This is a genomic window from Herbiconiux ginsengi (assembly GCF_900107435.1).
Taxonomy (GTDB): Bacteria; Actinomycetota; Actinomycetes; order Actinomycetales; family Microbacteriaceae; genus Herbiconiux; species Herbiconiux ginsengi.
The window spans coordinates 40,029-61,898 of the sequence record NZ_FNPZ01000010.1 but is presented as its reverse complement, the minus strand read 5'-3'; the positions used below and the strand labels follow the sequence as shown (position 1 = coordinate 61,898).

The following is a 21,870-nucleotide window of genomic DNA, read 5'->3' as shown; positions in this document are numbered from 1 at the left end:
ACTCGGTCGTGCTCGCACTCATCACCTGCGTGCTGTCCTTCGGCTTCCTGCGCCTCACACGTCTGCGATCGCTCTCATGACCCGGCTCGATTCACGCAGAGAAACCGCACCGCGGCGGGACCGGCTCGCTGCAGGTACCCGCCGACGGCGCGTCGACTCGATCGTCATCACCGGAATGATGGCGCTCTGTGCCCTGTACTTCCTCACGCCGCTTTGGTGGTTGATCACCGCATCGTCCAAATCGCGAGGGGCACTCTCGACGACTCCCGGCCTCTGGTTCGGCGGAGACTTCGATCTCTTCAAGAACCTCGGTGATCTGTTCACGATCCGCGGCTCCGTATTCGGTCGGTGGCTCCTCAACAGCCTCCTGTACGCCGGGATAGGCGCACTTCTGGCCACCCTCATCGCCGCGATGATGGGGTACGCGCTAGCCAAGTACGGCTTCCGGGGACGCGAGACGCTGTTCAACACGATCCTCGCCGGCGTGCTCATCCCGGGCACCGCGCTCGCGCTGCCGCTCTTCCTCATGTTCAGCAGCGTGAATCTCACGAACACGATCTGGGCCGTGTTGCTGCCCAGTCTGGTCAGCCCGTTGGGCGTCTACCTGGCACGCATCTACGCGGCATCCAGCGTCCCGGATGAACTCCTGGAAGCTGCGCGTCTGGACGGCGCCGGAGAGTTCCGGATGTTCTTCACCGTGTCGCTCCGACTGATGACTCCGGCGCTGGTGACGATCTTCCTGTTCCAGTTCAGTCAGATCTGGAACAACTTCTTCCTCCCCCTCGTGATGCTGCAGGATGACTCGCTCTTCCCGGTGACGATGGGCCTCTACAGCTGGAACACGCAGATCGCCTACGCACCAGAGCTCAGGCTCTACGTCATCGTCGGCGCCTTGGTCGCGGTGGTGCCGGTCATCGTCGCCTTCCTGTCGCTGCAGCGCTTCTGGCAGACGGGACTTGCCGAGGGAAGCGTCAAATGACTTCTGAACCACCACCTTCGCCATCGTTGAGACCGATCGCGATCGCCGCGATGAGCCTCATCTGGGACCGCCCGACCGGACGGGCCTTCGACGAGATGCTGGATGACATCGCGGATCTCGGCTATGACGGCCTCTCCTGCTTCGCCACGGAACTGGCGCCCTACATCGATCGATCCGAACTGCTCCACGCCAAGCTTCAGGATCGTGGCCTCAGCCTGGTCGGGGTGACCGCGCTCCTCGATGACGACGCGGCCTGGATCCGCGATGTCATCGGCTTCATGGGGGTTCTCGGGGCCCCCTTTCTCGCCTGCACAGACTTCGACACGGGCTTGAGGATCGATCAAGCGGCAGCAATCCTCAATGAGCGCGGAGCGGAGGCGGAGTCGACCGGGGTCGCCGTCTACTACCACAACCACACCGGAGGAGTGGCGGAGACCGCTTCTGAGCTGCACGACCTCAGAGCGTTGTGCGAGCCCGACCTCGTCGGCTCGATGCTCGACGTGGGTCATGCGACGAAGGATTTCGACGATCCGGTGGTAGGGAACCGTGCGGCAGCCTACATCGAAGCGAACCTGCCACCGATCGACTACCTCGAATTCAAGGACTGGAACGCGAACACCGACCTCAATACGCCTCTCGGTGAAGGTGTGACGGATTTCGCCCGAATCGTGCGCACGCTCCGGGACCGGGGATACACCGGCTGGATCACCGTGGAGCAGAACGGAAACGACGGACCGAGCCTGGGGCGCGCTCCGCGGCAGAGTGCCGCGATCAGCCGCGCCTACCTCCGCGACCACCTCAAACTATAAGGACTAATCGAACGTGATCGAACCCCAACCCCTCTACAACCCGTATGCCGGCCTCCATGACGAACCAGGGGCATGGCAGAAGGCGCAGTTTCACTTGCACCACCTCATCCCGGACAAGGAAGGCGGCAGTTCTGTCGAATCCGCCGAACCGCTTGCGGAGATCTTTCGCGAATACCGGTCTGCCGACTACCAGATCGCAGCGCAGTCCAGCTACGCGACCTGGCTGGACACGGCCGAGCTGGGGGATGAGATCGGAATCCAGACCTACAACGGCCAGGAGTACGTCGAGTACGACGGCATCCTTCTGATCGGTACCCGACGCCTTCACGTGGGGACTCCGCAGTCCGTCATCGATGGTTGCCTCGATGACGGTGGATTCGCCGTCATCTGCCATCCGAATCAGAACCCCGAACTCAGTGAGGCGAACCCCGCCATACCGAGACTTCTCACGAGAGAGATGTCGGAAGCTCTGACGGGTGCGGTAGGAGTGGAGGTCTACAACGGTTGCCTACCGCACCGGGAGTGGAACGGGATCGGATTCGGATCGGGACTCGCCACCGATTACTGGGACGACGCCCTCACCAGCGGACGCCTCCTCTGGGGGTTCGCGACCGACGACTCTCACGACCGTCACGAGATCAATCAAGGCTGGACGGACATCCACGCTGCGTCGACCGGCTTCGCCGATGTCCGTCGCGCCGTCTATCGGGGCCGCCTCACCGCATCCCGGGGGCTCCGCCTCTACGACTTCGACCTGGACGACTCGGGTCTGCTCACCGTCGAAGCCGATCTCCCCTATTCTCGCGAGTTCCACACCGATTACACCTTTGTGGGGAGCGGCGGAAGGACACTTCACCGGGCGCAGGGACAGCGGGCGACCTTCCACGTCGGACCCGATGAGAGCTACGTGCGAGTCGAGGCACGAAGCGGTGACGGGTCGATGCTCTGGACGCAGCCTGTAGTCCGCGCCGAGGATTTCGGACTCACCTCGGACGGGCCTGCGGTTCCGACCTCCTAGGCCCTTCTTGCGAGATGTCGGATGCCCCGACCGATTAGTGCGACCGTGCTGCCTGGGGGCAGGAGAGGGTGCCCCGACTCCCACGCGACAAGCCGAGCAGCCTCGGGCGGTGGCCCTACCCGCCGCCCGAGCCGAGAGCAGGTAGCTCGCGCTTCCGTCGAAGGGCCCCTGCTCGCGTTCGACTACGAATCGCCCGGCGATCTGTCTGGAATCAGCCGAGCCAGCTGAGGAGGTCGGCGTGCACGAGTGCACCACCGTCGGGAGGGGCCGCCACCACCTGGCGGGCGGGCATGCTGTCCGGGTCGGGGAACGTGGCCGTCCAGGCGTCATTGAGCGCCGCACGGTGTCGGTCCATGAGACGACGATCAGCCCACGACCGAGGGGGCGACGTCTCAGAACGGTAGGGATGCGAAGCGTCTCGTGAATGTTTTGGCGGGCAGCGTCTGGAAGGCTCCAGCGCGCGACGGCGGCGTCTCGCAGCTATGTCTTCAAAGCTGCCGCGATGGTTCACGTGCTCGAGCAGTCTTGTGAGACACGGGACGCCGCGGTCAGCGTGATTGGGCGCTCTGATGGCGGTAGAGAGTAGCCCGGCTCCAACCGACTAGTTCCGCTGCCTCGGCCGCGGTCTTGCCCGCGGATCGAGCCTGGGCGACGATCGCGAGCTTTTCGCCGACGACACCGGGGTCGGACTTCGGGCGTCCGAATTGGGTGCCGGCTTCTCGAGCAACGGCGATGCCGGCGTTGACGCGTTCGACGATGAGCTCTCGCTCGTACTCGGCCAAAGTGGCGAGCATGTTGAGCAACAGCCGGCCCGTCGACGTCGCTGGATCGATGCCGTCCGAGATGGATCGCACGTTGATGCCCGCGTCGCGGAGCCCGTTCACGGTATTGAGCACATCGATCAGGGACCGACCGAGTCGGTCGACGCGCCAGACGACGACGGTGTCGCCGGCCTCGGCGTACTGGAGGAGGCGCTGCATCCCCGGTCGTGATGTGGAGGTCTTGCTGCCGGAAGTGACGTCGGCGAAGATGTCCCGTTTCTGTACGCCTATAGAGAGGAGTGAATCGATCTGGAGCTGCGGGTCCTGGCCGGCGGTGCTCACACGTGTGTAGCCAAGAAGCCTCATACCGCAATCATGTCTCGTAAAGCCTCTTGATCAGCCCTAAGACACGCAGGCACATGAGATGACTTTGTGAGACACTGAGCGGTGCCGAGATTCCGCGGAAGGGGAGTAGTTGGCCGGGTCCACCCCGGGTGTCTCAGAATTCTTTAGTTTTCCGAGACACCCGATCCTTGCGCCAGGAGTTGGTAGTTAGGGAAATTGTGTAACGCAACGATCTCCGCCCCGCTGATCGCAGGGCGGAGATCAGTCGCAAGGTTAGAGGATGACCCAGAGCGCGCCGATGACGAGGATGGCTACGACTGACAGCACGGTGTGTGTCAGGGTCCAAACTCTGAGGTTCTGACCGACGGTGAGTCCAAAGTATTCCTTGCTGAGCCAGAATCCGCCGCTGTTGACGTGCACCAGGAATGATGAGCCGGCGCCGGCGGCGAGGGTGAGGAGGACGAGGTGAATGGGGTCTAGTCCGACGGCGCTGGGGGCGACGAGGGACGCGGCGGTGAGTCCTGCGACTGTCGATGAGCCAAGGGCCGCGACGAGGAGTGCGGCCATTCCGAATGCGAGGAGGAGGATGGGGACTCCGGCGCCTGATGCAATGTCGAGGACGGATTGTGCTGATCCGGAGTCGACGATGACGGTGGAGAATCCGCCGGCTGCTCCCACGATAAAGACGACTCCGGCGATGGGGCCGAGGGATCCCCCGACCCAACGGTTGAGTATCTGGCGGGGTGAGCCGGAGAGGGTGCCGAGAACGACCATGGCGCAGATGACTGCCAGGAGCAGCGCAATGACTGGGGTTCCAACGAATTCGACGATGTTGAAGAAGATGCCGGATCCGTTAGGCCAGGCGATGTCGATGATTGCTTTGCCGAGGATGAGGACGACGGGGGTGAGGATCGCGATGAATGACCGGATGGTTCCGGGTGGGCGTGGCGCGGTGTAGTCGGAGTTTGTGTACAGGTCCGCGATGGCTTTGGGGGGAGTGACCTCGACGCGGGGTGCCATAATGCGGCCAAGTACGGGGCCAGTGATGATAATCGCGGGGATCGCGACGCCGAGACCGATGAGGAGGGTGAGCCCGATGTCTGCTCCGAGAGAGTCTGCTGCAGCGATCGGACCGGGGTGGGGTGGGAGGAGACATTGGGCAGCGTCGAGGCCCGCGAGGAGGGGGAACACAATCCATTTGAACTGAATGTTTGCTTTTTTCGCGAGAACGATGGCGATGGGAATGAGGGTCACGAATCCGACTTCGAAGAACATCGGAAGCCCGACGATGACGGATGCGGCGAGCATCACCCAGGGCAGTCCGCGTTTGCCGACTCGCGAGGTGAGCCGGGTGACGATTTGAGAGGCCGCACCTGATTCGGAGAGGATCGCGCCGAACATGGCGCCAAGGACGATGAGCAACCCCGTTCCACCGAGGTTCTTGGCGACTCCCGCGGTGAGGCTCGTGACCGTGTCGGTGATGCCGAGGCCAGCGAGTAGCCCCACGATGAGTCCGCCGGTGAGGAGGGACAGGATGGGGTGGAGTTTCAGGACGGTAACGGCGACTACGACCCAGGCAATACCGACGAGAAGGACGGTGATGAGCCACGCGGGTTCGGGTGCAGGTGCCTCGTCGACGGCAAGAACGGAAAGTGGGGTCAGAGAGAGCAGCATAGTCACGCCTCCCCAAGCTTCAGAATGAGCGGTGTGCTGGTGGGGTGGTTCAGGGGCATCTTCGTTGATCCGATCTGACGGTGTTTAGAGGGCTAGCTCGGGTTGGGGGTGTCGGTTTCGTAGCTGTGGATGGCGTCGATCTTTTCGGCGGATGCTGAGGTGGGATCGAATCGGAGGTCGAGCCATTCGCTGACGAGTTTCTTGGCCAGTTCCAATCCGATGACGCGCTGGCCCATGGTGAGGACTTGGGCGTTGTTGGACAGCACGCTTCGTTCGACGGAGTAGGAGTCGTGGGCGGTGACGGCGCGGATGCCAGGGACTTTATTGGCTGAGATTGCGACACCGAGCCCGGTGCCGCAGATGAGTAGAGCCCGGTCGGCCGTGCCTTCTGCTACGGTCCGGGCGGCGTCGACTGCGACGTGGGGGTATGCCTCGTGGCCGTCAGCGGGTACGCCGACGTCGGTGACGGTCGCGACTCGAGGGTCTGCCGCGAGGAGTTCTTTCAGGGCTTCTTTGTATTCGTAGCCGGCGTCGTCGCTTCCGACGACGATGCGGAGGGGTGTCTTCGATTCGTTCATTGGTCTCTCCGTAATTTCAACCTCAGGAATTGTTGGGCAGGGCTGTGTTGACGATGAGTGCGAAGGAGGTCGCCCCTGGGTCGGGGTGGCCGATGCTGCGTTCGCTCAGGGGCCGGGCTCGGCCTACGCGCGGGGAGAGGCTGCTTGTTGCGGCCGCGGCCTCTTCAGCCACGGTTGCTGCGGCGCGCCACGCGTCAGAGAATGTGGATCCGCGTTCGGTTTCGTCTCGAAAGCGGTCGCGAAAGGGTATGAGGGCGTCGAGCATGGTCTTATCGCCGAGTTCGGCTTTGCCGAGTGTTCGGATGGCGTCGACTGCGGCTGCTATGGCAGCCGCAGTCGACTTGGGGTTGGGGACGTGGTCGCCGAGTGTGGTTGCGGCGGCGGTGAGTGCGGCACCCCAGAGCACCCCGGAGGTTCCGCCGGCGTTGTCGGCCCATGCTTGGCCTGCAGTGGCGAGGACACGCCCAGCACTTGCGCGACGACCGGCGGCTTGGGTGGCTGCTGTGCTTGCGGCGTCAATGCCACGGCGCATTCCGCGCCCATGGTCGCCGTCGCCGGCTATGGCGTCGAGCGTGCCGAGTTCGTCTTCGTGTTCGGCGATGATGGCGGCAGCTGAGCTGAACAGTGTCGCAACAAGCTGCCCGGCTGCAGCTTGTTCGTCAGTGACGGTGCCGGTCACATCCTGTTGAGGCTCAGTCTGAGCAATGGGGATGTCCCGCCGCGGCTCGGCGCGCAAGGATACTGTGCCGCGGGCGAAGGCTGGGGTGGAGGCAGGGGCGAGCCAGTAGCGTTCGAGGTCGTCGTCGAGCCAGGTAAGAGTGAGTGAGCAGCCTGACATGTCGAGGCTTGTGACGAGCTCGCCGACTTCTGGTCGGATTAGTTCGTATCCAGCGTCGCGGAGGCGAGGGGCGATTGCGGCCCACAGAACGAACAGCTCTTCGTATTTCGTGGAACCCAGGCCGTTGACGACGACGGCAATTCGGCGGGATTCGGGAGCAGGGCATTCGGCCAGAACCTGGTCGACCAGGATCCCGGCGAGGGTGTCGGCGTCGGTAAGGTCGACATCGCGTAGTCCGGCTTCGCCGTGGATTCCGAGTCCGATCTCCATCAGACCTGGATCCACCGAGAACAACGCGGAGGTGGCCCCGGGCATCGTGGCACCCGCGAAACCGACCCCCAGTGTTCGGGTGCGGTCGTTCGCGCGGGCCGTGATCTCGACCACGTCCGGTAATGCGAGACCTGCTTCGGCAGCGGCGGCCGCGATCTTGAAGACCGCGAAGTCGCCTGCGATACCGCGCCGCTTCGCCTTCTCCGCGAGCGGGGCGGATGCGATGTCGTCGGTGACGAAGAAGGTTTCTGTGACGATGCCTTCGCTAGTCAATTGGGCGGCGGCCTGACCGAAGTTCATGACGTCGCCGGCGTAGTTGCCCGCCATCAGCAGCACACCGGCACCGTTGCTGGCGGCTCGGCACACGCTCACTGCATCACCACGTGAGGGCGAGGTGAAGATGTTTCCGACCACGGCACCGTCGGCGAACCCCGGCCCGACGATGCCATGGAAAGCGGGATAGTGACCGGATCCGCCACCCACAACGACGGCCACTTTCCCCGGGGCAGACACGGCCCGGACAACACCGCCGGGAACGCCGGCAATCTCGCCGGAATAAAGATCGAGAAAGCCGTTCAGCATGTCTTCACGGAACCGGGCCGGGTCATTCGCGACGTGTGTCATCGCTGCTCCTTCTTTAGGGGGAGTGTCTGATGGATATGCCGGATGTAGTCGCGGTTCCGTGCGGCTACCGAAAGCCCATCGCCGCCGTAGTGTTCGACGCAGAACGCGCCCGAATACCCGGCATCGACCGCCATGCGGAACGCGGAGCGATAGTCCATGCTGCCCGACTCCATCGGGGCCGGAAATGTCGTCACCGCGCCGGTCGCAGGGTCTTCGTCACGGTAGTAGGACTTCACATGCCAGTAATTGGTGTAAGGCAGGCATACCGCCAGAGACTCGAGGAACGGGTCTATTGGTCTGTGCAACCGAAACAGATTGCCGAGGTCGGGGTTGAGTCCGAGATTGTCCATGCCGGCGTCGGTGAGTACCCGCACGGCGGAGGCGGGAGAGCCGAGGAGAGTGTCTTCGTACATCTCCAAACTGACCTGGACCCCAACGGATGCGGCGTGCTTGCAGAGGTCACGTAGTGCGACGGTCGCTTGTGATCGTGTCTCGACGTCGTCTCTATCGTGCGGTCCGTCAACGGTCCAGAACCACAGATTGCGTCGCTGTCGGGGGAGTAGTGGGCGGTGGAAACCGATGCTGACCAGATCAATGCCTAGGGTGGCGGCGGCATCGATAGTGCGATGCGTGTAGGAGAGATTCTCCGCGCCCGTATCGGGGTCAATTACGCTGTGTCGGATTGACGAGATGGCCACTGGCCGTAAATTCGCCTGAACGAGAGCGTCGGAGAGATCAGTCAATCTGGCCTCGCTCAGGTCTCCCGGCTTCAGCCACGAGTCGGTCAGGTCGATCGCGTCAAATCCCTCGTCTGCGACCTCGCGGAGAGTTTCGAGCCACAGCGCGGGATCTGCATCCTGAACAGCAACTCCGCGCACAGTGTCGCCGAATGGCAGCATCGCTGCGGCGATGTCTGGGATACGTCTTTGCATCATGCTCCGATTTCACGTCCGCCCTACCGGGCTGGAGGGAGTCAAGCACACTGGTTGACCAGTTGACAAGTTAAAGTTTCTGCGTACTCTGGCTGTATCCGGCCACCACGATCGATGTTGACGTCGTGAGCCTTTGCGTCGGAGAAGACGAACAGGAAGAGACACCACATGTCCACGTACTCGATCGCAGTATTGGCCGGCGACGGCATCGGATCCGAGGTCACCGCAGAGGCGCTGCGTGTCGTTGATACCGCAGCATCACTCGTTGGGGGACTCGATATTGAGACTGAAGCGATCGCCGCCAGTGCCGTGCAGTGGCAGCAGACCGGGGTTGCAATCACCGACGACCAGTTCGACCGGTGCGCCGCAGCGTCCGCGATGTACATGGGAGCTATCGGACTCCCGGAGGCTCTGCACGAGGACGGTACCGAAGTTGCCGGCGATGTGATCTTCAAACTGCGGTTCGACCTCGACCTGTACGCCGGCGTGCGACCGGTGAAGTCCTACCCCGGCGTACCCAGCCTCCTGGCTCACGGCGACGACATCGACTACATCGTGGTCCGCGAGAACGTCGAAGGTCTCTACGCCTCGCGAGGCGCCGGGGTTAACGTGCGCGACGAAATTGCGACTGACACCATCGTCATCACTCGAGTCGGCACCGAAAAAGTAGTACGTAAAGCCTTCGCGCTGGCCGCCGAGCGGGCGGGCACGCGAGAATTCTCACGGGTTACCTGCGTCGACAAAGCAAATGTGCTGGCCTCTTACGCGTTCTTCCGGAAAGTGTTTGACGAGATCGGGACCGAGTTTCCCGAGACCGAAAAGGAACGTGTCTACGTGGACGCGATGACGCTCTATCAGGTGCAGCGCCCCCAGAGCTTTGACGTCGTGGTGGCCGAGAACATGTTCGGCGACATCATTTCTGATCTCTCCGCCGGCACCGTCGGCGGACTTGGACTCGCCAGCTCCGGTGACATCGGCGACACACATGGCCTCTTCCAGCCCGCACACGGGTCAGCTCCGACGATCGCGGGGCAGAACATTGCCAACCCGTCCGCTGCGATTCTCTCGGGAAGCCTCATGCTCAGCTGGTTGGGTCAGCAGCACGACGACGACAAAGCCCGTGAAGCTGGTCGGCTCATCGACGTCGCCGTCGCTGACGCGCTCGTCTCCGCCGAAAACCGCACCGTGGATCTTCGCGGCACCGCCTCAACAACCGACGCGGGTGAGGCCGTCATCCGCCGACTCCACGAGTTGTCGGCCCAATGAGCCAGTCGGCCGACGGCCTCCCGAACCCGTCGGCCGCCCACCGGCGCGACGACATCCTCCACCGCCTCAGCTACGCCCGCGCTCAAGAAGCACCTGTGCCGCCGCCGCCGCCGGTCTCGCTGGCCGAGGGCTACCGGATCCAGGACGACTGGGCCGAATCCCGTATTGCGGTCGGCGAAACACTTCTTGGATACAAAATCGGCCTCACCACCATCACCGCACGAACCGGTCTCAACGCGATCGAGCCCGGCCGCGGATACCTCTTCGAGCGCGACGTGCTTCCATCGCCCGCAGTGATCACTGGCGGAGGCTTCCCTCTCCGCTATGAAGTCGAGCTTGCGGTACGCATTGCTGAACCTGTTTCACCTGATGACAGCGTCGAGGAGCTTGCGGGGAAGGTCGAGATCGCTCCCGCACTGGAGGTGATCGCCACACGATGGGATCCCCCAACAAATAACATCGGTCTCTGGGCGGCAGACAACGCTATGGCCCAATCCGCTGTGGTCGGCACCTTTATCCCCGCGTCCCAAGCCCTACGCGAGCAGATACTCGTCGTCGACGACGCAGGCCGAGCCCACTACTTCGCGTCTCGGGACGCCTTCGAATCGCTATCGTGGCTCATCACTCACCTGAACGCATCGGGTCAGCGGCTCACGCCCGGTACCATCGTGTTGACCGGAGCTCTCGTCGGCCCTCACCCAGTTCGCGCGGGCCAGTCAATTGTGGCAACGATAGAAAGCGTCGGAGAGGTTCGGGCCGAGTTCCGCTCGCCGGACTACTAATTCGGTATGAGGAGGGGCACACGGTGAGTGGGGACCTGCAGCCGATCGCACCGATCGAACGCCTATCTGCCACCACCGAAGTTGCGCGACGACTTCTCGATTACATCCGCGAAAATGAACTCGGCTCCGGGAGCAAGCTTCCCTCTGAGCGCATCCTCTCCGATCAACTCCGAGTCACCCGCAGCACCCTCCGAGAGGCCCTCGCAGCCCTCGATCTCCTTGGCGTCATCGTCAGCCGGCAAGGATCGGGAAACTATCTCGCCGACACCCCATCTGAGCTTCTCCCACAGGCCATCGAATGGGGTCTCATGCTCGGGCGGCGACGCACCCTCGATCTCGCCGAAGCCCGCCAACACATCGAAGTCGCCGTCGCTACCCTCGCCGCTCGACGAGCAACTCCAGAACAGCTCACGGCACTCACCGCCCAGCTCGCGGTAATGGACGCGGCCCAAGACCGACCCGACGACCTCATGGAAGCCGACATCGAATTCCATATCCAAATAGCCCGCATCGCCGACAATTCCGTGCTCACCGACATTCTCACCAGCGTCAGATCACTACTCCGCATCTGGATCCGCCGCGGACTCACCGCCGACCAAGACACCGGTCACAACACCATCAGAGAGCACCAGAAAATTCTCGAGGCCATCACAGCCAGAGACGAAGAGCTCGCGCGACAGGTAATGACCGACCATATGCGCAGCGCTTACCTCCGACTTGAAGCATCATTCCAAGAACAACCAGAGAAGTAGCTGCAACCGCCCTCTCAACTATCGAATCACCGCGATAGTGCACGCACCTCCCGAATACCTTCTACTTTCCAAGACACCCGTCTGTTCTAGGTCTAGCGTCATGCGAAGCATCAGTTGATGTCTATGAGCTCCGATCGTTGGGGATACGAGGGAATGCAGAACGGCTTGGTGACGGAGGCGGCGCCGACCTGAACGGCAATTTCACATGCTCGCTGAATGTCGGATCTCGGCGCAATGACGAAATGAGGCGGGTCGAGACGGTGCTCGACACGCCTCATCGCCTCCGACACTTAACCCTAACAACAGGGTTAAGTGTCAGTATGGCTGCCCACCGCCGTCCCCGAGGGACTATGCGAGATCCGATCCGCACAGGGTACGAGATCGAGCGAGCCGCGAAGGAGCGGCTAGATGCACTAGCCGATCATGCTGGCGTTTCATCAGCGCTCTATTTCGAGCGCTTGATCGAGAATGTCGAGCTCAACGACCAAGGCCTGCCTGTTTGGTGGCCCGAAGAACGAGCGCGCGATGGGGAGTTGCCTATCGACTCGGCTTAACGAGAGAGGCCCGCCAGAGGCGGGCCCGAAGCTCTGGCTCCCAACCTCGCTCATTGTTTGGCGACAGTTCGAGGTGAGGAGCAATCCCAGTACAAGAACCCGGTAGAGCCGGGAGGCTCTTCCGCGTCTTCAAGGAGACGTGTCGATCGTACCTCACGTGGGACTTGCTGTCCCGTCTTCGCGCGCTAACACGCCTGTCGGCGTGTCAGATCACTTCGACGACCCGATTTCGGGGCCACAGGCTGCCCCAGGAGCGACGAGTCCGAAGCGGTCGGGCTCATGGAGCCTGGAGGCCCCTCCGGGGGCGTATGCGGCTGTGCCGGCCTGGACGAGCGGCGCCGCATGGTTCGATGCGGTGATGGATGCTCTGCGCACCCCGGAGGGTGAGGAACTGCGCCGACGCGTGTCGATCGCGCCGGACACGCTGCTGCGGATCGCGCACGCGGACATGCTCGCGGCCGACGCCGACACGGGTCGCGGTGTGTCGACGGCGCATGAGACGGTGGCCGAGGTGACGGGGGTGTGTAAGAAGACCGTGCAGCGCGCCCGGGGGCTGCTGGAAGCGCTCGGGTTGGCCGTGACTGTGGTGGAGGGCCGCTACCTGACTGTGGCCGAGCGTGAGGCCGCCCTGGGTGCCCACGGGGGACGTCAGATCAAGGCCGCGTCGGTGCGTGCGCTGACGATGCCGAAACGGTGGGCTGTTGAAAATGTCCATCTACCCCGTAGGGGTGACCTTGGTGTTAAAGCTCTTGATTTAGAAGTTAAACCAACGCGCGCAAGCGCGCGCGAGTCGGCCGCTTCGCGCCCTCCAGCGACGACGAAAGGATCAGCCCGCCGCGATTCCTCGAGGTCGGGCCGGCCGAGACCTCTTGGTGTGCAGCGGTTTGCTGCAGGGTTGGTGGCGCGGATGCGGTGGTTGGCGGATGGGCGGCATATCGGTCAGGTGTGCGCGATGCTCGAGCGCGCAGGGGTCGACCCCGACAGGTGGACAGTCGACGCCTTCATGGACGCTCTCGCCTCGGGTAACAAGCGTGCTGGTTTCACCGTCGCGGAGCCTGGTGGGCAGCGTGATCCGGTGGCGTATTTGGGGTGGCAGATCAAGAATGCGATCGACCCGAACGAGCCGACGCCGGCCGAGGAAGCGCAGCTCCGCGCCATCCAGGCGCGGGCCGAGCTGGAGGCCCGCCGGCGCGAACGCGAGGCCGAAGAAGCTCGGTGGGCGTCGCGCGATCAGGCGGCGATCGACGAGGCGATCGCCGCGATGCACGAGCAGCAGAAAGCGTGGGAACGCGCCCGACGGCACCTGGACGGAGCTGCCGAGTGAGCGCACGAGCTTTCACCCCAGTTGCAAGGTGCTCCGCCGACAGCCTGCGCCGCATGCTGGCGAGCCGACCGGATGGAGTGAGAGGCGGCATGGTGCCTCGACGTCGAGCTGCAGCTGAGGTGCCTGCCTCTCCGGTGTGGCCAGGTGCTCGAGCACGGTGTGGTGAGGGGTTTGCATCCGGCGTCGGGTCGCCTATCGTGCAGGAGACGGCTTCTGAATGCCGAGCCCGCGCCGCATAGCGCCGGCCACACACCCCCAGCAGGTCGGTTCGTAAACCTATTCACCGAGCGCGAATAGTTTGGCGAACGGTTGAGGCCTGTTTTCCCCCACCACCACACCACCCCCGGGCTCCGCCCGCTTCCCAACCTCCCCCAACTCAGCGATGCAGATTTGATGGAGGTTGGGAAGTAAAGGGGTGGTGTGGTGGTGGGGGAAAACAGAAGAGAGAGAAGAAGTAGAAAGTGAAGTGAATAGGTAGGTATGGGGGTGGTGGAGTAGTCAGATTTGTATTGGGGTGAGGGCGAGTGGTGATGACGGATCTGAGTCGATGATGGCTGGTGTCGTCCGAGGATCGGTTGCGGTGTGTGACTTGTGTGGGGGTCATTAGGTCTAGCGGTTTGTCGGGGGTGCAACGTAGGGTCGAATTGAAAGGCTCTAGGGGGTTGTATGCGGTTGACCGAGCGGGACGAGCAGATGTTGGCCTGGCTGGACGTCGTTCGGCTGTGTGACATGGACGCGATCAGGTTCGCGCTCGGAGGGCTCTCCGGGGCGGGTGAGCCGGTGAGTTTGCGGAAGGCTCAGCAATGGGTCGCGCGGCTCGGAGAGGTCGGTCTGGTAGACCGGCAGCGGCTCACGTTCCGGGATGGGTCGATCGTGTGGGCGACGCATCAGGCGACCGGGAAAGCGGCCCCGAATCTGTACAGGCAGACGACGCGGCACGAGATCGTGGTGGCGTCTGCCGCGGCCCGATTCCTGTGTCGCGGCTACAGCTGGGAGCGCGACCGGAAACCTCAGAACAGGAACGACCACCAGGCCGACGGCGTCGCCACCCGGGACGGTGTGCGGGAGCTGGTCGAGGTGGAGCTGACGCCGAAGACGGGCGCACGGTACGGGAAGATCATCGACGATCACGCCCGCCGGCTCGAGCGCGAAGGCTTCGCCCGGGTTATCTACTTCGGCACCCCCGTAGCGCTGCGCGCGGCCGGCGCCGACGAACACACCAGAGCACTCGGATCGCTGCGCACCCGATTCCTGTGGCTGCCCCTCCTGGACGCTCGAGGGCAATGGCCGAAGGACGACGAGGCCGCCTGGCAGACGATCGCGGATCAGGCCGTGGCCGTCGAGCTCGAAGATGCCCGCTCGAGTCGTTGACACCTACGTGTCAACGCAGAAGTGGCGCACCGATGACCCGATGAAGGGGACACGAGGATGAGCAACCCGCAACAGCCCGACCAGCCCCAAAGCGACCCGGGCGGCGACGCTCTCACCGCCGTCGTCGCACTCGCATTCAAGGTGGTGCTGGCGCTTCTGCTGCTGCCGCTGCTGGTGCCGCTGATCGTGGTGGCCGTGTCGGGTGAGATTGTGGCGACCAAGACCCGGTTCTGGATCGTCTCGCCCTGGCGATGGGTACTCAACACCGTCGGCGTGCTCCTGGTCATTGCCCTCCTCACGGTGGAGGTGGTGCTGCTGGCCGGGTGGTTCAGCTCCGGCCAGGCCGAGGCCTTCCGCAACTCCCCCGACTGGGGCGATCAGATTCTCCCGACGTTCCTGCCGTGGGCGATCGCCAACCTCGCCTCCGGCGTATTCCTGATCCCGGTCGCGATGTCGGCACACCGCCGCAGGATCGCCCGCCGGGTGCGTACCCGCCGCATTTCGGACGTGCTGCGGCAGACCCAGATCGAGCAGGCCCGGAAGCGCGCCGCGGACGCGGCCGCGGCGAAGCGCGTTGGTGTGCAGCTCGACGCCGAAACCGGCGCCATCGCCAGCACCTCCGACAAAGCACTCACCGCACCCCTGCCCGGCCCACACGGCCGGCAAGGATTCGGGTTCGTGTCACGGGCGACCGTGAAGAACCTCGCAGAACGCTTCTACGACGTGCGCCGGGTGCGGGACTGGACCGACGAGGAAGGCAAGCTGATGATGCTCCCCGCCGATGCGGCCAGCGTCCGCGCGCTACTGATCGCCGAATCCGGTACGGGCAAGACGGTGCTGTTGTCGGACATGATGCTGTGCGCGCTGATGTACGGGTGGCCAGTGGTGTTCATCGACGCCAAGGGCGACCCCGCCGACGCCGAAAAGCTCCAGACGATCGCCCGATCCTTCGGCCGCACCGCCGAGGTCGGCGGCCCATGGAACCTGTTCACCGGCACCGCCGACCAGGTCACCTCCAAGCTGATGCGGCTCATGCCTCCCCCGGATGGCGCGAACCAGTACTACCTCAACGAGATCCGCGGTGTGCTGCAGGTTGTGCAAGCTGGGTCGCCACTGGCCAGCGTAGACGACCTCCGGGAGCGCCTCACTCGGCCGGAGAACTTCATCGACGACCGCGTCGACCTCGGCATCGTGCTGCACAAGATCGACCGCGACGGCACTACCGCCGGCGAACGCGCCCTCTCCAGCTTGCTCGTGGAGCTTCGCCCGCTGCAGCAGTGGATCGGCCCCGACGGATGGTCCTACGACAACCCCCAGGCCGACATCCGGATCGTGCCCCTCTCCCCCATCAGCGACACCCAGGCGCGCCTGGGTGATCTGCTGCTGCTCGACCTCCGCAACTACCTCGCCACACGCCTCGAGCGCCGCGACAAGACCCCCACCCTCGTCGTCGTCGACGAATTCCCCCAGCTCGTCACCGGCACCACCGACCCCGGCGACACCGCCACGAGCCTGTTCGAAACAGCCCGCAGCGCCGGCATGGGCCTCATCCTCGCCGCCCAGTCCGTCGCCGGCCTCTCCCGCGACGAAATCTCCCGCCGACGCGCCCTCTCCTCCGGCGCCGCTCTGATCTTCGGCCGATCCAAAGACCCCGAAGACGTCGTGCAATACGCCGGCACCATCATGCAGATGGAAGCCTCCGGCGCCGCCACCGGCGAGGAACTGAAATCCGGCCGCGCGCAACACACCTTCCTCGTCCCACCCCAGGACGTCCGAGAGGCCGCCGATGGTGCATTCTGGATCATCCAGGCCGGCGGAATCGCACCCTTCCGAGCGCTCCCCACTCGTCGCATTCGTGAGCGCCACTCGGCGGCTTCAGATGCGCAGACGACCCAGACCCCTGACGAGGCGAATGGGAATGAGTCGACCGAGGTTGCCAGCGGAGTCACCGCACCCGAAGCCATTGAGCAGCCTGATCCTCTGTCACCCGGTAATACATTGCCGGGTCAAGCTGGGGCTCAAGGTGCAACCCCCAGATAGCCGCAAGCGGCCAGTCATTGCCGTCGAAGTGTGCCTTGAGCGCTCGCGAGAGATGGGTCCAGACTCCCTTGAGTGTCGCTCGATCCCAGGTGGTCGCCTCCGCCAACTCGTCGAGGTTGAACCAGACCCCCGGTGTCTTAACTAAAACGTCAATGACGTCCTGAACAATTCGCAGCGTTTTTGACTCTCCGTGGGCGAAACGCTCAAGTGCTTCATCGCTCCAAGTGCTGATCGAGCTCGATACTTCTTCGGAGGTTTGTAGCGTCGAGTCAATTTCTGCGATGAAACGCATCACGGCCACGACGTGCTGCGTGGGAACGGGGACAAGCTGGAATTCAGTACTCACGATATTGCTCGCTTCTTAGTATCAGCTCCACCACTCTGGCGGTAAATAAGACACTAGAGCATTTACAGCACTGTCACAAGTTCTCTAGTGCACCTCTGTGTGTTGCAGAGCGCAGTAAATTTATCCGGAGTGTGCGTTTCACCTTTCGGCCCTAGGCGCTAGGTGTGAAGGCTGTGCAATTCCCGCGCGCTGCTACATTCACGGTCATGGGGAATCGTCTTTACTTCGCTGCGGCTCTTGTCGGCCTCCTTGCGCTCTCGGGTTGTGCCGGCCAACCTGCTGCTACAGCCGAAAGCCTTGCTACCGCCGAGGCGACCACCTCGGCTCCTTCCGACGTTTCGTGGACGTACTGGGGTGTCCAAGGTGTCTCGCTTGACTGGAGCCCAATCCAGGAGGCCCGCGGTTATCAATACCAGTACGCTCCGGCAGGGTCCGACGAGTGGGTCGACGCAAACACAGACTCGTGGTCGCTCGATTACGCAGACCGTCTAGGCGGCTCTGACGTCCTCTGGGGGCCGGACAGCGCTCCGGCAATGGACGTGCACTTTCGCGCGATCCTCTCCGACGGGCAGGTGAGTGACTGGGCGTTGATCCCAGCTATCCCTTCCGCATCGAGCATCACCCCAAGCTGCCTTTCAGCATTTCAAGAATCGTCCGAGGAGTCGACTGCAGGCGGTTGGTCGGAAACGGCACTTGCATCTACGACGACCCGATGCGGAGATCGCGCCGAATGGCTCACAGCTGCAGCGATGCTGCCAAATGTACTCGGGATGACCGAGGCTACAACGGCCGACGTGCAGCAGTTTCTCGGCATCCTTTGCCGCTCATACCCTCAGGGCCTTTGCTTGAGTTAGACGATCCTCCAGGCAAACCCTGCCCCGAGGTCACTGAGCGGCGAAAAAGGCGGGATCGCCGAAGTCCACGGAGAGTGCCCACACGCCCTGTTCAGCGTTGGTAGATGGGATGAGAACAGCGATGTTCCCTGTGGTGGATGTGCCGGCGTAGATTTCGTTTTGGCCGAATAACGCGTTTGGGGTCACCACCGAAACATCAAATTCGTCATAAGTTCGACCCTCCGCAGACACGAACGACATCCGGATCGCATTTCCCGGGTCTCCTGCATCGACCCCGGTATAGGTCGCGTCGATGCTCACCAAGCCGTACTGCATGCCCTCAGGTGGGACATCGTTGTAGGGGTTCTCGGCAAGGATCACGTCGGTAGCGTTTAGCGACACGGACGAGACAGTTACAGTCCAGTTCTCACGTCCGTTCGAAGAGGCAGTCAGAGTTGTCCCAATCGCAAACGGATTGGTGCGCGTGCCTTCTTCTTGAGCCACCGGCGTCGGAGACTTTGTCGGTGTCGGAGACGCAACGGGAGTCTTCACCGGACTGGAAGTCGAAGTGGCTGTCTGCCCCTGGGAAGATGCGATTGTCACCCCCGCTGCAGCGCCTACGCCGCCCCCAATCAACAGGCCAACCAACCCTGTTACGAGTGGGACAAGCCATCGTGACGATCGTCGATTCGTTGCAGGCGGGCCCGCGTGCGGCTGGTACAGATTCGGCTCCGAATTAGGGTCGAACGTCATAGCTGGGTCTTTCGATAGGACGCCTCCGGCTCCTCCCCCATGGAAGACGTCCTCAGCGGCGTTGCGGGTAATCAACAGGCAGCGAAACGACGCGCCTCCCTGAAATGGTAGTCGGCGGTTTCCAAGTCCTCCGATGGGGAGCTCTAACCACACCCGAATGAGGTACGCATTCCCGCTCGCACCAATTAAATCGAACATATGTTCTAATCTGAAAGCATGGGAACGAATCGCCGATACGGGTCAGACCTGACCGATAAGGCGATCAATGCGGTCCTGGTGCGCCCCAAGCCGCTCTCGCTGACTGAGGACGAGAAGAAGTCCACCGGCGAGGCGGTGCAGCCGCCGGCGGAGGAAGCGCCCCAGGTGCTCGCGTGGGTGCGTTACCCCGAGTGGACGGTCCAGGTCGCCGGCCGGGTGGTCGCCTACAACGACCGGATGGTGCTCGTCGAGTGGGAAACCCAAGGCGGCGGCACGCACCAGGCTTGGGTCTGGCGATCCGCGGTGACGATCCCGAAGCCTGGCCGGCCAGGCAAATAGGGCCGGCCTAACGGCCGCTGTTTCCTTCCCGCTGCGCTCGACATCTCCGGCCAAACCCTCGCATTCACGGTAGTTCGCTCCCGGCGCTCCGTTCCGGAGTTCTCGAACGCGCCCCTGGCGGGGCTTATTTCGCCCGAGAACTCCGGCACTGCGCACCTCCCGCTCACTGCCATGCACGTGAGGGTTCGGCCCGAGAAAAAGTTTGGAGAGCACCATGACAATCACCATCACGACGAAGGTCACCGTCTACAGCCGCCCCGGCTGCGTGCAGTGCACGGCCACGTACCGCGCGCTCGACCGCAAAGGCGTCACCTACAAGCCCGTCGACGTCGACCAGACGCCCGGAGCTGACGAGCTGCTGCGCGAACTCGGCTACCTGCAGCTCCCCGTCGTGATCGTCACCGGCACCTGGGACGGCTGGTCCGGATTCCGCCCCGACTGCATCGACGCACTCTGACCCGACCCGATCTGAGAAAGGACGACAGCCATGCTCACACTCACCACCCCCGATGGGACCGCGATCACCGCCGCCACCGATGTTGAACTTGCTTCGAAGTGGCTCGACCACCAATACGGCGAGAACTGGGAATTCGGGCTCATCCCCTTCGACCAGCACGACGCAATGAACTCCACGATTGAAGAACTCGCCCTGATGCGTGATGGCATCCTCTCCGGCTATACCGTGACCGAAAGCACCCCCATCGCCACGACCGTGCTCGAGCGCTTCGTGGCCGCCTTCACCTGGGACACCGCGGGCGACGTCGCCGCAACCCTCAACTGCGGCGAGGTCGACGCCCTCGCCGATCTTCTCCGCGCCGCCGGAGCCACCGACACCGCCGCGCTCTGGATCGAGCGTCACGCCGAGGGCGACGAAGAGGGCGACGCCCACCATCCCGGATCCGCCGACCAGGAGGCAGGACGTTGACCACCACAACCATCACCGTGCCCCTCGTGGCCGCGATCGAAGAAGCCTGGGCCGCGATCCAGGACCGCCACGAAGACGTTCCCGAGGTCGTCGTGACTCTCGCCTCCGGCAACGGCCGCGGCGGCATGGCCTACGGCCACTTCGCCGCCTCACGCTGGGCACGCGGCGATGCCCTCGTGCACGAGCTGCTGGTAGGCGGTGAAGGACTCCAGCGCGGCGGCCGCGCCGTGCTCGGCACCCTCATCCACGAAGCTGCCCACGCCGCCGCCGAGGCCCGCGGGATCAAAGACACCAGCCGACAGGGCCGATTCCACAACACCCGCTTCAAGGCCATCGGCGAAGAATTCGGGCTCACCCTCACCAAAGACCCCTCGATCGGCTGGTCGATCACCGACGTACCCGACGCGACCGCCGACAGCTACCGCCACGCCATCGACGCTCTCGACGCCGCGATCGTCGCCTACCGCCTCACCGACATCGGAGCCGTGAGCAAGAAGACCAACAGCGGCGTGGTGGCCGTCTGTGAATGCGGGCGGAAGCTCCGCGTCAGCCGCTCCACATTCGAGGTCGGCCCCATCGTCTGCGGTGTGTGCAACGCTGAGTTCGAAGCAGAGGACGACGAGGGGTGAACCATGCAGGCGCTACAAGCGGCAGGCTTTGCCGTCTTCGCCTGTGTCGCCGTACTGTTCGTACTCCCCCGCGTGCTCCCGATCCGAGGCCGCGGCCGCCGCGGCCTCGCCCGTGCATCTCTTGCCGCATTCGCGCTCGGGCTGCTACTCATCATCGGCCCGCTCATCGTCGGCCTGATCGGACATGCCATCCTGTACCCAAATAGCTGAAAACATCTAGTCCCCCTTGATCTTTACTATCTAGGGGGACTAGACTAGACTCATGACCAAGCCACAGAAGTACCGGGACGTTACCAAGTTCCTGCGATCGAAGGGCTGGGAGTTCAAACGCCAGAAGGGCAGCCACGAAATCTGGGGGCCGTCCGAATCCGGCATGATCTTCTCACTCGTCGCTCACAAGGGTGAGGTTTCGGTCGGAGTGGTTCGACAGATTCAGCAGATTTTCCCGGATGCGCCTCGTGAATGGAATTGATGTGAAGACCAGCCAGATGCCCCGCACGCTCCACGCACGCGCCTACCGCGACGCCGGCAAGTGGTGGACGATCGAGATTCCCGAACTCACCTCCACCGGCCCCAACGGCTCCACCATCGTCGCAATCGGCGGCGCCGTCGCGTTGAAGGACGTCGACCAGGCCGCCCGCGACCTCGCCGCCGTCTGGCTCGACGTCGACGACGATCAGATCGTCGTCGACGTCACCGTGGAGCTCCCCGAGGCCGCCGCCACAATGTGGGCCGAGGCGAACGAGAACGAAGAGCACTCCCGTGAAGCGGCCGCAGCGGCCGCGCGCCTTCGGCGCGAGGCCGTGCAAACCCTCAAAAAGAGCGGCCTCACACAAGCCGACGTTGCCCGCGCGCTCGGCCTATCCGCTCAACGAATCAGCCAGCTCTCACACTGATCTTCGTTGACACTTAGGTGTCAACCCGGCTCGA

The 21,870-nt window shown here is 63.5% G+C and carries 24 protein-coding genes; 16 read left to right on the top strand and 8 right to left on the bottom strand.

Annotation, left to right across the window (positions count from 1 at the left end; all coding sequences use genetic code 11):
• The first annotated feature begins 76 nt into the window (after positions 1 to 76).
• The 3 genes from BLW00_RS22390 to BLW00_RS22380 are packed head-to-tail and all read left to right on the top strand — an operon-like array spanning position 77 to position 2,806.
• Positions 77 to 979: a carbohydrate ABC transporter permease gene (locus BLW00_RS22390; protein ID WP_092558470.1), complete on the top strand. Its 903-nt coding sequence runs from the start codon at positions 77 to 79 to the stop codon at positions 977 to 979.
• A gap of 26 nt (positions 980 to 1,005) precedes the next feature.
• Entirely contained in the window at positions 1,006 to 1,788 is a 783-nt protein-coding gene (locus tag BLW00_RS22385; RefSeq protein WP_217634480.1) for a sugar phosphate isomerase/epimerase family protein, read from the top strand.
• Between the two features lie 13 nt (positions 1,789 to 1,801).
• Positions 1,802 to 2,806: a hypothetical protein gene (locus tag BLW00_RS22380; RefSeq protein WP_139256857.1), complete on the top strand. Its 1,005-nt coding sequence runs from the start codon at positions 1,802 to 1,804 to the stop codon at positions 2,804 to 2,806.
• 211 nt (positions 2,807 to 3,017) lie between these two features.
• Here BLW00_RS22380 and BLW00_RS22375 read toward each other — a convergent pair whose 3' ends face one another.
• The 6 genes from BLW00_RS22375 to BLW00_RS22350 all read right to left on the bottom strand — a co-directional run bounded on the left by BLW00_RS22375 (position 3,018) and on the right by BLW00_RS22350 (position 8,828).
• Positions 3,018 to 3,161 carry a hypothetical protein gene (locus BLW00_RS22375; RefSeq protein WP_175494565.1) on the bottom strand — a complete coding sequence of 48 codons (144 nt, stop codon included), beginning with the start codon at positions 3,159 to 3,161 and terminating at the stop codon, positions 3,018 to 3,020.
• Positions 3,162 to 3,354: 193 nt separating this feature from the next.
• On the bottom strand, positions 3,355 to 3,933 hold the full coding sequence (locus BLW00_RS22370; RefSeq protein ID WP_092558464.1) for a recombinase family protein: 579 nt from the start codon (positions 3,931 to 3,933) through the stop codon (positions 3,355 to 3,357).
• A gap of 252 nt (positions 3,934 to 4,185) precedes the next feature.
• Positions 4,186 to 5,586: a GntP family permease gene (locus BLW00_RS22365; RefSeq protein WP_092558462.1), complete on the bottom strand. Its 1,401-nt coding sequence runs from the start codon at positions 5,584 to 5,586 to the stop codon at positions 4,186 to 4,188.
• A 92-nt stretch (positions 5,587 to 5,678) separates the two neighbouring features.
• Positions 5,679 to 6,164 carry a ribose-5-phosphate isomerase gene (locus tag BLW00_RS22360; RefSeq protein WP_092558460.1) on the bottom strand — a complete coding sequence of 162 codons (486 nt, stop codon included), beginning with the start codon at positions 6,162 to 6,164 and terminating at the stop codon, positions 5,679 to 5,681.
• 22 nt (positions 6,165 to 6,186) lie between these two features.
• Positions 6,187 to 7,896 carry a dihydroxyacetone kinase family protein gene (locus BLW00_RS22355; RefSeq protein ID WP_092558458.1) on the bottom strand — a complete coding sequence of 570 codons (1,710 nt, stop codon included), beginning with the start codon at positions 7,894 to 7,896 and terminating at the stop codon, positions 6,187 to 6,189.
• Entirely contained in the window at positions 7,893 to 8,828 is a 936-nt protein-coding gene (locus tag BLW00_RS22350) for a sugar phosphate isomerase/epimerase family protein (protein ID WP_245741748.1), read from the bottom strand. Before BLW00_RS22350 ends, BLW00_RS22355 begins: the two co-directional genes overlap by 4 nt.
• Before the next feature lie 168 nt (positions 8,829 to 8,996).
• Here BLW00_RS22350 and BLW00_RS22345 point away from each other — a divergent pair, with 168 nt between their 5' ends.
• The 6 genes from BLW00_RS22345 to BLW00_RS22315 all read left to right on the top strand — a co-directional run bounded on the left by BLW00_RS22345 (position 8,997) and on the right by BLW00_RS22315 (position 16,917).
• Positions 8,997 to 10,094, top strand: a complete 1,098-nt coding sequence (locus BLW00_RS22345; protein WP_092558454.1) for an isocitrate/isopropylmalate dehydrogenase family protein — start codon at positions 8,997 to 8,999, stop codon at positions 10,092 to 10,094.
• The gene (locus BLW00_RS22340) at positions 10,091 to 10,876 is read left to right on the top strand and encodes a 2-keto-4-pentenoate hydratase (RefSeq protein ID WP_092558452.1); all 786 of its coding nucleotides are present in this window, start codon (positions 10,091 to 10,093) and stop codon (positions 10,874 to 10,876) included. Before BLW00_RS22345 ends, BLW00_RS22340 begins: the two co-directional genes overlap by 4 nt.
• Positions 10,877 to 10,899: 23 nt before the next feature.
• Positions 10,900 to 11,628: a FadR/GntR family transcriptional regulator gene (locus BLW00_RS22335; protein WP_175494563.1), complete on the top strand. Its 729-nt coding sequence runs from the start codon at positions 10,900 to 10,902 to the stop codon at positions 11,626 to 11,628.
• An 870-nt stretch (positions 11,629 to 12,498) separates the two neighbouring features.
• Positions 12,499 to 13,506 (top strand): hypothetical protein, encoded by a 1,008-nt coding sequence (locus BLW00_RS22325; protein WP_092558447.1) that lies wholly within the window; start codon positions 12,499 to 12,501, stop codon positions 13,504 to 13,506.
• 666 nt (positions 13,507 to 14,172) lie between these two features.
• Entirely contained in the window at positions 14,173 to 14,877 is a 705-nt protein-coding gene (locus tag BLW00_RS22320) for a hypothetical protein (RefSeq protein WP_092558445.1), read from the top strand.
• Positions 14,878 to 14,934: 57 nt separating this feature from the next.
• On the top strand, positions 14,935 to 16,917 hold the full coding sequence (locus BLW00_RS22315; protein ID WP_092558443.1) for a type IV secretory system conjugative DNA transfer family protein: 1,983 nt from the start codon (positions 14,935 to 14,937) through the stop codon (positions 16,915 to 16,917).
• Here the strand turns inward: BLW00_RS22315 and BLW00_RS23190 are convergent.
• Together BLW00_RS23190 and BLW00_RS22310 are read right to left on the bottom strand one after the other, a co-directional pair.
• Entirely contained in the window at positions 16,823 to 17,263 is a 441-nt protein-coding gene (locus tag BLW00_RS23190) for a hypothetical protein (RefSeq protein WP_139256856.1), read from the bottom strand. The genes BLW00_RS22315 and BLW00_RS23190 overlap by 95 nt on opposite strands.
• 884 nt (positions 17,264 to 18,147) lie before the next feature.
• Complete coding sequence (locus BLW00_RS22310) at positions 18,148 to 18,600, bottom strand: hypothetical protein (protein WP_139256855.1); 453 nt, start codon at positions 18,598 to 18,600, stop codon at positions 18,148 to 18,150.
• A gap of 465 nt (positions 18,601 to 19,065) precedes the next feature.
• Here BLW00_RS22310 and BLW00_RS22305 point away from each other — a divergent pair, with 465 nt between their 5' ends.
• The 7 genes from BLW00_RS22305 to BLW00_RS22275 all read left to right on the top strand — a co-directional run bounded on the left by BLW00_RS22305 (position 19,066) and on the right by BLW00_RS22275 (position 21,836).
• On the top strand, positions 19,066 to 19,386 hold the full coding sequence (locus BLW00_RS22305; RefSeq protein WP_092558439.1) for a hypothetical protein: 321 nt from the start codon (positions 19,066 to 19,068) through the stop codon (positions 19,384 to 19,386).
• A 214-nt stretch (positions 19,387 to 19,600) separates the two neighbouring features.
• Positions 19,601 to 19,843, top strand: a complete 243-nt coding sequence (locus BLW00_RS22300; RefSeq protein WP_092558437.1) for a glutaredoxin domain-containing protein — start codon at positions 19,601 to 19,603, stop codon at positions 19,841 to 19,843.
• A gap of 30 nt (positions 19,844 to 19,873) precedes the next feature.
• Complete coding sequence (locus BLW00_RS23890; protein WP_217634479.1) at positions 19,874 to 20,311, top strand: hypothetical protein; 438 nt, start codon at positions 19,874 to 19,876, stop codon at positions 20,309 to 20,311.
• Positions 20,308 to 20,940 carry a hypothetical protein gene (locus tag BLW00_RS22290; protein WP_092558435.1) on the top strand — a complete coding sequence of 211 codons (633 nt, stop codon included), beginning with the start codon at positions 20,308 to 20,310 and terminating at the stop codon, positions 20,938 to 20,940. The genes BLW00_RS23890 and BLW00_RS22290 overlap by 4 nt, the downstream gene beginning before the upstream one ends.
• A 3-nt stretch (positions 20,941 to 20,943) precedes the next feature.
• Positions 20,944 to 21,150 (top strand): hypothetical protein, encoded by a 207-nt coding sequence (locus BLW00_RS22285; RefSeq protein ID WP_092558433.1) that lies wholly within the window; start codon positions 20,944 to 20,946, stop codon positions 21,148 to 21,150.
• Positions 21,151 to 21,202: 52 nt separating this feature from the next.
• Positions 21,203 to 21,412: a type II toxin-antitoxin system HicA family toxin gene (locus tag BLW00_RS22280; RefSeq protein ID WP_092558431.1), complete on the top strand. Its 210-nt coding sequence runs from the start codon at positions 21,203 to 21,205 to the stop codon at positions 21,410 to 21,412.
• A gap of 16 nt (positions 21,413 to 21,428) precedes the next feature.
• Positions 21,429 to 21,836, top strand: coding sequence for a helix-turn-helix domain-containing protein (locus BLW00_RS22275; RefSeq protein WP_139256854.1), 408 nt, complete (start codon positions 21,429 to 21,431; stop codon positions 21,834 to 21,836).
• Positions 21,837 to 21,870 lie beyond the last annotated feature (34 nt).